Annotated in this window: 7 protein-coding genes; 4 read left to right on the top strand and 3 right to left on the bottom strand. The window is 70.2% G+C overall.

Annotated features, from left to right (window positions below):
- Positions 1-47: 47 nt before the first annotated feature.
- The 3 genes from U874_RS0100645 to U874_RS0100635 form a co-directional block, all read right to left on the bottom strand.
- On the bottom strand, positions 48-941 hold the full coding sequence (locus U874_RS0100645; protein WP_025132621.1) for a glycine betaine ABC transporter substrate-binding protein: 894 nt from the start codon (positions 939-941) through the stop codon (positions 48-50).
- A 104-nt stretch (positions 942-1,045) separates the two neighbouring features.
- A complete protein-coding gene (locus U874_RS0100640; RefSeq protein ID WP_025132620.1) occupies positions 1,046-1,969 on the bottom strand; it encodes a proline/glycine betaine ABC transporter permease in 924 nt (307 codons plus the stop codon).
- Positions 1,966-3,315: a glycine betaine/L-proline ABC transporter ATP-binding protein gene (locus tag U874_RS0100635; RefSeq protein WP_369802337.1), complete on the bottom strand. Its 1,350-nt coding sequence runs from the start codon at positions 3,313-3,315 to the stop codon at positions 1,966-1,968. The genes U874_RS0100640 and U874_RS0100635 overlap by 4 nt, the downstream gene beginning before the upstream one ends.
- A gap of 647 nt (positions 3,316-3,962) precedes the next feature.
- On the opposite strand from U874_RS0100635, the gene ileS reads away from it, so the two are divergent.
- From ileS to ndk, 4 genes are all read left to right on the top strand, one after another.
- Positions 3,963-7,352, top strand: a complete 3,390-nt coding sequence (gene ileS / locus U874_RS0100630) for an isoleucine--tRNA ligase (RefSeq protein WP_025132618.1) — start codon at positions 3,963-3,965, stop codon at positions 7,350-7,352.
- Entirely contained in the window at positions 7,349-8,692 is a 1,344-nt protein-coding gene (locus tag U874_RS0100625; protein ID WP_025132617.1) for a folylpolyglutamate synthase/dihydrofolate synthase family protein, read from the top strand. The genes ileS and U874_RS0100625 overlap by 4 nt, the downstream gene beginning before the upstream one ends.
- A gap of 5 nt (positions 8,693-8,697) precedes the next feature.
- Positions 8,698-9,168 (top strand): DUF4233 domain-containing protein, encoded by a 471-nt coding sequence (locus U874_RS0100620; RefSeq protein ID WP_232755835.1) that lies wholly within the window; start codon positions 8,698-8,700, stop codon positions 9,166-9,168.
- Positions 9,169-9,244: 76 nt separating this feature from the next.
- Positions 9,245-9,661 (top strand): nucleoside-diphosphate kinase, encoded by a 417-nt coding sequence (gene ndk, locus U874_RS0100615; protein WP_025132615.1) that lies wholly within the window; start codon positions 9,245-9,247, stop codon positions 9,659-9,661.

Raw genomic sequence — 9,661 nt, 5'->3', positions numbered from 1 at the left:
GGACGGGCCGCCGCCGTGCGCGATCGCCCCGGGGGCGAGGCGCGCCGCTACTTCGTCAGCTCGGTGCTGAACGCGTCGGGGAACTTCGCGAGCCAGGCGGTGATCGCCTCGGGCTCCTTGCCCTCGCCGTACTCGTTGACCACGAGGTCCTCGAGCGCGCCGTACTCGGCATCGTCGAGCTCGATGCTCGCGATGAGCTCCGCAGCGTCGGGGTACTTCTCGGAGAACCCCTTCGTCGCGAGGAAGTGCAGCGCCTCGGGGGCGCCCATCGCCTCCTTCGGATCCTTCAGGTCCTTCACCGGGAAGGCGTCGTTCGCCCAGAAGGGACGCCACAGCGTCACGACGACGTCCTCCTGGTTGTCGATCTTGTCCTTGAGCGTCGCGAGCATGGTCGCCGTTGAGGAGGTGACGAGCTCGTACTCGGAGTCGAGGCCGTACTCGGGCATCACCGAGGTCTCCGTCTGCTCAGTGAGCCCGGCGCTCGGCTCGATGCCGATGATCTTGCCGTCGAAGCGGTCGGCGTTGCCGCGCAGATCCTCGATCGAGTCGATGTCGACGTACTCGGGAACCGCGAGCGTCAGCACCGCGTTGTCGTAGTAGGCGCCGAGATCCTCGATGTCGTCGCCGTACTTCTTCATGTACGACGCATGCGTCTTCTCGGACCAGGCGGAGGGGTAGATATCGATGTCGCCGGAGGCGAGCCCCGTGTAGAGCACGGCGGCCTCGGTGAGCTCCTCCATCTTGACCTCGTAGCCGAGCTGCTCGAGCTGGTTCTCGAGGAGGTAGGCCGTGCTCAGGCCGTCGGTCCAGGAGGGGAGGTAGCCGAGCGTGATCGTCTTCGCGTCGCCGCCTCCGGCATCCGAGCTGCAACCCGTGAGCGCGAGCGCTGCGGCCGCGCCGAGCGCGACGAGGCTGGTGATTCCTCGGGTGGTCTTCTTCATCGTGCGTCTTCCTTTCTGCCCGCGCACTGCGCGGATCGTCTGGAGACCGGGGACGGTGCCCCGGGGTCGTGCGGGTCTGTGCGGTGGGTGGCCCCGCCGTTGGGTCAGGCCGCGGCGCGTGCGGCGCTCCGGGCGGCGTCGCGCTTCGTGCGGAGCGCTGCGCGCAGCGAACCGGGGTACTCGCTCGGGCGGCCGAGCGACGCGGTCACGCGGTCGAGGAACACGGCGAGGAGTACGACGCTCAGGCCGGCCTCGACGCCCTTGCTCACGTTGAGCGTGGAGATCGAGGAGATGACCTCCTTGCCGAGTCCGTTCGCGCCGGCCATGCCGGCGACGACGGCCATCGAGAGCGCGAGCATGATCACCTGGTTGATCCCGGCCATGATGGTCGGCATCGCGAGCGGGAGCTGGATCCCGCGCAGGATCTCGCCCGGCGTCGCACCGAAGGCGTAGCCGGCCTCGACGGTCTCGCCGTCGACGCCGCGGATGCCGAGCTCCGTGAACCGGACTCCCGGCGGCAGTGCGAAGATGATCGTCGCGAACACGCCGGGGGCGAACCCGACCGTGAAGAAGATCACGGCGGGGATCAGGTAGACGAAGGCCGGCATGGTCTGCATAAAGTCGAGCACGGGCTTGATCGCCGCGCTCACGCGGTCGTTCCGCGCCGCCCAGATGCCGAGCGGCACGGCGATGGCGATCGCGACGAGCGTCGCGATGAGCACGAGCGAGAGCGTGTACATCGCGTTCTCCCACTGGTTCATCGCGACGATGAGCAGGAAGGTCACGATGCTGCCGAGCGCGAAGCGCCAGGAGCGGACTGCCCAGCCGATCAGCGCGAAGATCGCGATGAGCAGGAGGAAGGGGATCGCGATGAGGCCGTCGCCGAGCGACTCGACGAGCCAGTTCATCACGAAGCCGACGACGTCGAGGAAGCCCTTGCAGGCGACCTTGAACCAGTCGAGCGCCGCCGAGGCCCAGTCACCGACGGGGATGCGGAACCAGTCGGGTGCGGTGGTGCCGGGGATCACAGTGCCTCCTCCGTTCGGGGCGCCGCCGGTGCTCCGGCTGCGAGGGTCTCGGTGATCGTCGCCGAGGGGACGGTGAGCGTGGGCTCGATGATCGGGATCTCCGTGGTGACGGGCGGGAGATCGGTCAGAGCGGCGAGCAGCGTCACGCGCGGAACGACGCCGATCAGGCGATCCTCCGCATCGGTGACCGCGACGGGGAGCGGGCTCTCGACGGCGAGCTCGAAGAGCTCGGAGATGACCTGGTCCGGCCGCACCACCGAGGGCGTGGGCCGGAGCAGCGCGGTGAGATCGGTGCCGCCCTCGCGGACCTGGCGGAGCACGTCCTTGTCGCGCACGACGCCGAGCAGCGTGCGCGCGCCCGTCGTCACGAAGCAGGCCGAGGTCTGCAGGTCGCGCATGGTGCGCAGCGCGGTGCGCGGGCCGGCCGACGCGGGGACGACGGCGAGCGGCGGCTCCATCACATCACCGGCGGTGAGCACGCGGGCGCGGTCGACGTCCTGCACGAACTGCGCGACGTAGTCGTTCGCGGGGTCGGTGAGGATGTCGTTCGGGGTGCCGACCTGCACGATCCGGCCGTCGCGCATGACGGCGATCCGGTCGCCGAGGAACATGGCCTCGTTGAGATCGTGGGTGATGAACACGATCGTCTTCTTGAGCTCCTGCTGCAGCTCGACGAGCTGCTCCTGCATCTCGCGGCGGATCAGCGGATCCAGGGCGGAGAACGCCTCGTCCATGAGCAGGATGTCAGTGTCGGAGGCGAACGCGCGGGCGATGCCGACGCGCTGCTGCATGCCGCCGGAGAGCTCGCCGGGGAGGCGCTCCTCCCAGCCTCCGAGACCCACGCGCTCGAGCCAGTGGCGCGCTCGCTCGCGCCGCTCGGCGAGCGACACGTCCTGGAGCTCGAGCCCGTACGCGACGTTGTCGAGCACGCTGCGGTGGGGGAGCAGTGCGAAGTGCTGGAACACCATCGACATGCGGTCGCGGCGGAGTTCGCGCAACTCGGCGGGCGCGAGCCCGACGACCTCGGTGCCGAACACTCGGATCGAGCCGTCGGTGGTGTCGTTCAGACCGTTGAGCATCCGGATGAGCGTCGACTTGCCGGAGCCGGACAGGCCCATGACGACGAAGATCTCGCCGGGCTGCACGTCGAAGGACGCGTCGATGACGGCCGCGGTGCCGAGGCTCCGGAGCTCGTCACGGCTCGCGCCGCCGCGGAGGCGCTTCACCACCTCGCGGGGGCGGCGGCCGAAGACCTTGTACGCATGCGACACCTCGATCGCGGGCGGCACGGCCGTTTCCGCATCGGGGGTGCCCGCGGCAGCGGGCGATTCAGTTGTTCGGGTCACTCAGTACTCCTCATAATCTCTTGGCACGAGGGATCGAGGGTCGCCGACGGAAACGCTGCCGAAGCGCTCGGTCGAACGCGCTGCGAAGCGGGCGGCCACTCGATGGCCAGATCTCTATTGCGGGGCGAACAATCGGAGGGCGCCGCATCGCTCGTGCAGTTCGTCGACTCTCGACGATGCTCCTGACGGCAGGGCGGCGCGCCGGTGCCGAATCGCACTCAACGCTGCCTTCGACGCTAACAACCGATCGGGGCCGAGTGCAAGGGATGCCCCCGCGAAATCGCGGGCGTGAGCGCCGTCATTGCCGGGCTGACCGGGGGTTTTTCGGAAGTCGCTTCGTTACGCCTTCGTTACCTCGGCGGGTGGGGACGTGGCCGGCTTCCTCGTCGATCCGCCGATCCGAGCGCGTCCAGGAGCCGGGGGAGCGGCTGCGCTACACTGGGACCATCGACTGCGATCCGGCCATCACCGGGGAGTCTTCGGAAGAACCGCGCGGCCCCGGCCGCGCGCAGTAGAACCGAACGGGGACGGCCCGTCATCGCCGAACGAAGGGGCTGCCCGTACGGGCGGCAAGCAGGGTGGTACCGCGGGCCGCGAGGTTCGTCCCAGCGCAGAGCTGATCGATGACCGGACCACGAAGGAAACCCATGCCGTACCCCCAGCAGCCCACCGGTCCCGCCGCGGACCGCTCGGACGCCCACGCGGGCGCCGCGTTCGGCGTCGACCCCTCGCCGAGCTTCCCGGAGCTCGAGGAGCGCGTTCTCGCGTTCTGGAAGGCGGACGACACCTTCCAGGAGTCGATCCGTCAGCGCGAGGGCGCCGAGGAGTGGGTCTTCAACGACGGCCCGCCCTTCGCGAACGGTCTGCCGCACTACGGCCATCTCCTCACGGGCTACGCGAAGGACGTCTTCCCCCGCTTCCAGACGATGCGGGGCAAGAAGGTGGAGCGCCGCTTCGGGTGGGACACGCACGGTCTGCCCGCCGAGCTCGAAGCGATGAAGCAGCTCGGGATCACGGAGAAGGCTGAGATCGAGGAGATGGGGGTCGCGGCGTTCAACGAGGAGGCCCGCAGCTCCGTGCTCCGCTACGTCGACGAGTGGGAGGACTACGTCACCCGCCAGGCGCGCTGGGTCGACTTCGAGCACGGCTACAAGACCCTGAATCTCGGGTACATGGAGAGCGTGATCTGGGCGTTCAAGCAGCTCTACGACAAGGGGCTCGCTTACGAGGGTTCCCGGATCCTGCCGTACTGCTGGCGCGACGAGACGCCGCTCTCGAACCACGAGCTGCGCATGGACGACGACGTCTACCAGATGCGCCAGGACCCGTCCGTCACGGTGACGTTCCCGCTCGAGGGTGCGCGTGCCGAGGCGCTCGGGCTCGTCGGCGTGCGCGCACTCGCCTGGACCACGACGCCCTGGACCCTGCCGACGAACCTCGCGCTCGCGGTCGGCCCGCTGATCGACTACGCCGTGGTGCCCGCCGGTCCCGCGGGCGCCGCCGACGGCGGCGCTGCAGCGGAGGCGGAGTACCTCCTCGCGATTGACCTCGTCGCGGCGCACGCGAAGGACCTCGGCTACGCGTCGCCCGAGGAGGCGCGCGAGGCCGTGCGGCGGACCGTGCCCGGCGCGGAGCTCGCCGGGGTGCGCTACGCGCGGCTCTTCGACTTTTACGCCGACGCCGAGGTGTGGGGCACTGCCGAGGCCTGGCAGATCCTCGTGGACGATTACGTCTCCACGAGCGACGGCACCGGCATCGTGCACCAGGCCCCCGCGTACGGTGAGGACGATCAGCGCATCGCCACCGCGGCCGGGATCCCCACCATCGTGAGCGTCGATGACGGCGGCCGCTTCCTGAACTCGGTGCCCGACGTGGCGGGCGAGCTCTGGATGGACGCGAACCGTCCGCTCATCCGCCAGATCCGCGAGCGCGGGCGCCTGCTCCGCGAGGCGAGCTACGAGCACTCCTACCCGCACTGCTGGCGCTGCCGGAACCCGCTCATCTACAAGGCCGTGTCGAGCTGGTTCGTGCGCGTGACCGAGCTGAAGCCCCGCATGCTCGAGACGAACGAGGACATCACCTGGGTGCCCGCGAACGTGAAGCACGGGCAGTTCGGCAAGTGGCTCGAGGGTGCGCGCGACTGGTCGATCAGCCGGAACCGCTTCTGGGGCAGCCCGATCCCCGTGTGGAAGAGCGACAACCCGGACTTCCCGCGCGTCGACGTCTACGGCTCGGTCGCCGAGCTCGAAGCGGACTTCGGCGAGCTGCCGCGGAACGCGGCCGGCGAGATCGATCTCCACCGCCCGTACATCGACGAGCTCACCCGCCCGAACCCGGACGACCCGAGCGGCCAGTCGACGATGCGGCGCATCGAGGACGTCCTCGACGTCTGGTTCGACTCGGCGTCGATGCCCTTCGCGCAGGCGCACTACCCCTTCGAGAACCAGGAGTGGTTCGACACGCACCAGCCCGCCGACTTCATCGTCGAGTACATCGGGCAGACGCGCGGCTGGTTCTACGTGCAGCACGTGCTCGCGACCGCCCTGTTCGACCGGCCTGCGTTCACGAACGTGATCAGCCACGGCATCGTGCTCGGCTCCGACGGCAACAAGATGTCGAAGTCGCTGCAGAACTACCCCGACGTCAACGAGGTGTTCAACCGCGACGGCTCCGACGCCATGCGCTGGTTCCTCATGGCCTCGCCCGTCGTGCGCGGCGGCAACCTGATCGTCACCGAGGAGGGCATCCGCGAGGGCGTGCGGCAGTTCATCCTCCCGCTCTGGAACAGCTGGTACTTCTTCAGCCTCTACGCGAACGCCGACGGCTTCACCGCCGAGCGCCGCACGGACTCGAACGACCCTCTCGACCGCTACATCCTCGCGAAGACGGGCGACCTCGTCCGTGAGGTCGGGGCGCACCTCGACGGGCTCGACACGACGTCCGCCGCGGACGCCCTCCGCGCCTTCGCCGAGGTCCTCACGAACTGGTACGTGCGCCGCTCGCGCGACCGCTTCTGGGAGGGGGTCAACGGAGAGAACGGCGCGCCCGAGAACGCGCAGGCGTTCCACACGCTCTTCACGGTGCTCGAGACCGTGGCCCGCGTGGCGGCCCCGCTCGCCCCGCTCGTCACGGAGGAGCTGTGGCGCGGCCTCACCGGCGGGCGCTCCGTGCACCTCACCGAGTGGCCGGACGCCGCGGAGTTCCCCGAGGATCCCGAGCTCGTCGCCGCGATGGACGAGGTGCGTCAGATCACCTCGCAGGCGCTCGCGCTCCGCAAGGCGCGCCGCCTGCGCGTGCGCCTCCCGCTCGCCGAGCTCACGGTCGTCACCGCTCGGCCCGCATCGCTCACCCCCTTCACCGAGATCCTCCGCGAGGAGCTCAACGTGAAGCAGGTGACGCTCATCGAGCAGACGGAGACGAGTGCGGCGGATCACGGCGTCGTGCAGACGCTCGCGGTGAACGCCCGCGCGGCCGGTCCGCGTCTCGGCAAGCAGGTGCAGCAGGCGATCAAGGCCGCGAAGTCGGGCGACTGGGCCGAGGAGGACGGCGTCGTCGTCGCCGGTGGCATCGCGCTCGAGCCGCACGAGTACGAGCTGACGCTCCGCGTCGGCGACGGCAGCGACGCGGGCCCCGCGCTCGGACTCATCCCGGGCGGCGGCTTCGTGCTGCTCGAGACGGAGACCACGCCGGAGCTCGAGGCCGAGGGCATCGCGCGCGACGCGATCCGCGCGGTCCAGGAGGCGCGCAAGAACGCCGGCCTCGAGGTCTCCGACCGGATCGTGCTCGCGCTGAACGCCGAGCCCGCGCACGCCGCGGCGCTCGAGACCCACGCGGCGCTGATCGCGGCGGAGACGCTCGCCGTCGGCATCGCGGTCCAGGAGGCCATCGGGATCGATGCGATCGTCGACGACCTCCAGTCCCCGGGCGGTGGCGTGTTCGTCACGGGCGCCCGCGCGATCGGGGTCGACAAGGCCCCGCTCGTGATCACCATCGACACGACCGGGCTCGACGCGCCGGACGCGGGGAGCGCACGATGAACGACGCCGCAGGGCAGGTGTACGAGCAGTTGCTCGAGCGCGTGGGCGAGGCCAATCCGCGTCCCCGCATCGAGCCGGTGCGCCGTCTTGCCGAGCTCGCTGGATCGCCGCAGCTCTCGTTCCCCGTGATCCAGGTCGCCGGCACGAACGGGAAGACCTCAACGAGCCGGGCCATCGAGTCGCTGCTGCGCGCGCACGGGCTGCGCACGGGGCTCTTCACGAGCCCGCACCTCGTCGACTTCGCCGAGCGCTTCCAGCTCGACGGCGCACCGATCGCCGGGGAGGTGCTCGCCGCCGCCTGGGCGGAGCTGCAGGCTCCGCTCGCGCTCGTCGACGCCGAGCTCGAGGCCGCCGGCCACGGCCGGATCACGTTCTTCGAGGCGCTCGCGGTGCTCGCGTTCACCGCGTTCGCCGACGCGCCCGTCGACGTCGCGGTGATCGAGGTCGGCATGGGCGGGGAATGGGATGCGACGAACATCGTCGCCGCCCAGGTCGCCGTCTTCACGCCGATCGACCTCGACCACACCGCGATGCTCGGACCCGATATCGAGACGATCGCGCGCACGAAGGCCGGGATCATCAAGCCCGGCAGCGTCGTCGTCTCCGCCGAGCAGGATCCGGCCGCGGCGGAGGAACTCCGCGCGGCTGCTGAGCGGCTCGACGTACCGCTCGCGCTCGCCGGGCGAGACTTCGCGCTCCTCGACGACCGGCTCGCCGTCGGCGGCCGCCTGATCACCGTCGCCGGCCCGAGCGGAACGGCCTACGCGCCGACGTTCGTGCCGCTCTTCGGGCACCATCAGGCGCAGAACGCGACGCTCGCGATCGCGGCCGTCGAGGCGTTCTTCGGTGCCGAGCGCGGCATCTCGGAGGAGGTGCTCGAGGAGGGCTTCGGTCAGCTCACCTCGCCCGGCCGCCTGCAGCTCATCGGTACCGAGCCCGTCGTGTACGTCGATGCGGCGCACAACCCGCACGGCGCCGAAGCGCTCGCACGCGCGGTCGCCGAGTCGTTCAGTTTCGACGAGCTCGCCCTCGTGGTGGGGGTCCTCGAGGAGAAGGACGCGGCCGGCTTGCTTACGGCGCTCGCGCCGATCGCGCACCGAGTGACGCTCACGCCCGTGGACTCGCCGCGCAGCACGGGCGTCTCGGAGCTCGCGAGTATCGCCGCGGACGAGGTCCCCGACACACCGATCGAGGTGGCGGATTCGCTGCCCGAGGCGCTCGACGAGGCCCGCAGCTGGGCTGGGCGATCGCCCGGCCGCGGCGTGCTCGTCGTCGGCTCGGTCGTACTCGCGGGTGAGGCCATCGCCTTTGCCCGCGCCGAGGGATGGGGGACCGCGTGAACCGCATGACGCAGCCCGCCGGCGCGGCCGGCGAACCGAACGACGAGCCGGAGCTGCGGCTGTCGCCCTCCGAGACCGTCGCCCACAACTCCGCGATGCGGATCTCGGGTGCGCGCCGCGGCCCGCAGTCGACGCAGAAGGCCCTCGCGTCGATCGTGCTCGGCTTCGAGCTCATCGTGGTGGTGCTCATCGGGCTCACCCTGTTCGGCCTCGGCACGCTCGAGCCGCGCGAGCTCGGCCTGTACTTGGGCGGCGGCCTCGCCGTCGTGATCATCGCCGGGCTCATCGGCATGCGCTTCGGCCGGGTCGGCATCACGCTCGGCTGGGTGGTCCACGGACTCATGCTGCTGACCGCCGTGCTGCTGCCGATGGCGCTCATCGTCGGGATCCTCTTCACCGCCCTGTGGGTCTACTGCATGGTCAAGGGGAGCCAGATGGATCGCGACCGCGCCGCCTGGATCGCGTCGCAGCAGTAGCGCGCCACGATCCACCACTAGACTGGTGCGCCGGGCGCACTAGACCCACTGAATCACCCCGATACGAGGAGCGTGCATGTCCGCAGAAGAAACTCTCATCCTGGTCAAGCCCGACGGCGTGGCCCGCGGCCTGACGGGGGAGATCCTCCGCCGCATCGAGGCGAAGGGCTACCAGATCGCGGATCTGCGCATGCTCACGGCCAGCCGTGAGCTGCTCGCGGAGCACTACGCTGAGCACGAGGGCAAGCCCTTCTTCGAGCCGCTGCTCGAGTTCATGGGCTCGGGCCCCGTGGTCGCCGTGCGCGCCACGGGCAACCGCGTGATCGAGGGCTTCCGCTCGCTCGCCGGCGCGACTGACCCGACGGCCGCCGCTCCGGGCACGATCCGCGGCGACCTCGGCCGCGACTGGGGCGTCGCCGTGCAGCAGAACCTCGTGCACGGTTCGGACTCGACGCTCTCGGCCGAGCGCGAGCTCGGCCTCTGGTTCGCGTAA

Origin of the sequence: Leucobacter sp. PH1c (genome assembly GCF_000633415.1) — a bacterium.
GTDB lineage: Bacteria > Actinomycetota > Actinomycetes > Actinomycetales > Microbacteriaceae > Leucobacter.
The sequence above is the reverse complement of the archived record's forward strand: the minus strand, read 5'-3'. Positions and strand labels throughout refer to the sequence as shown.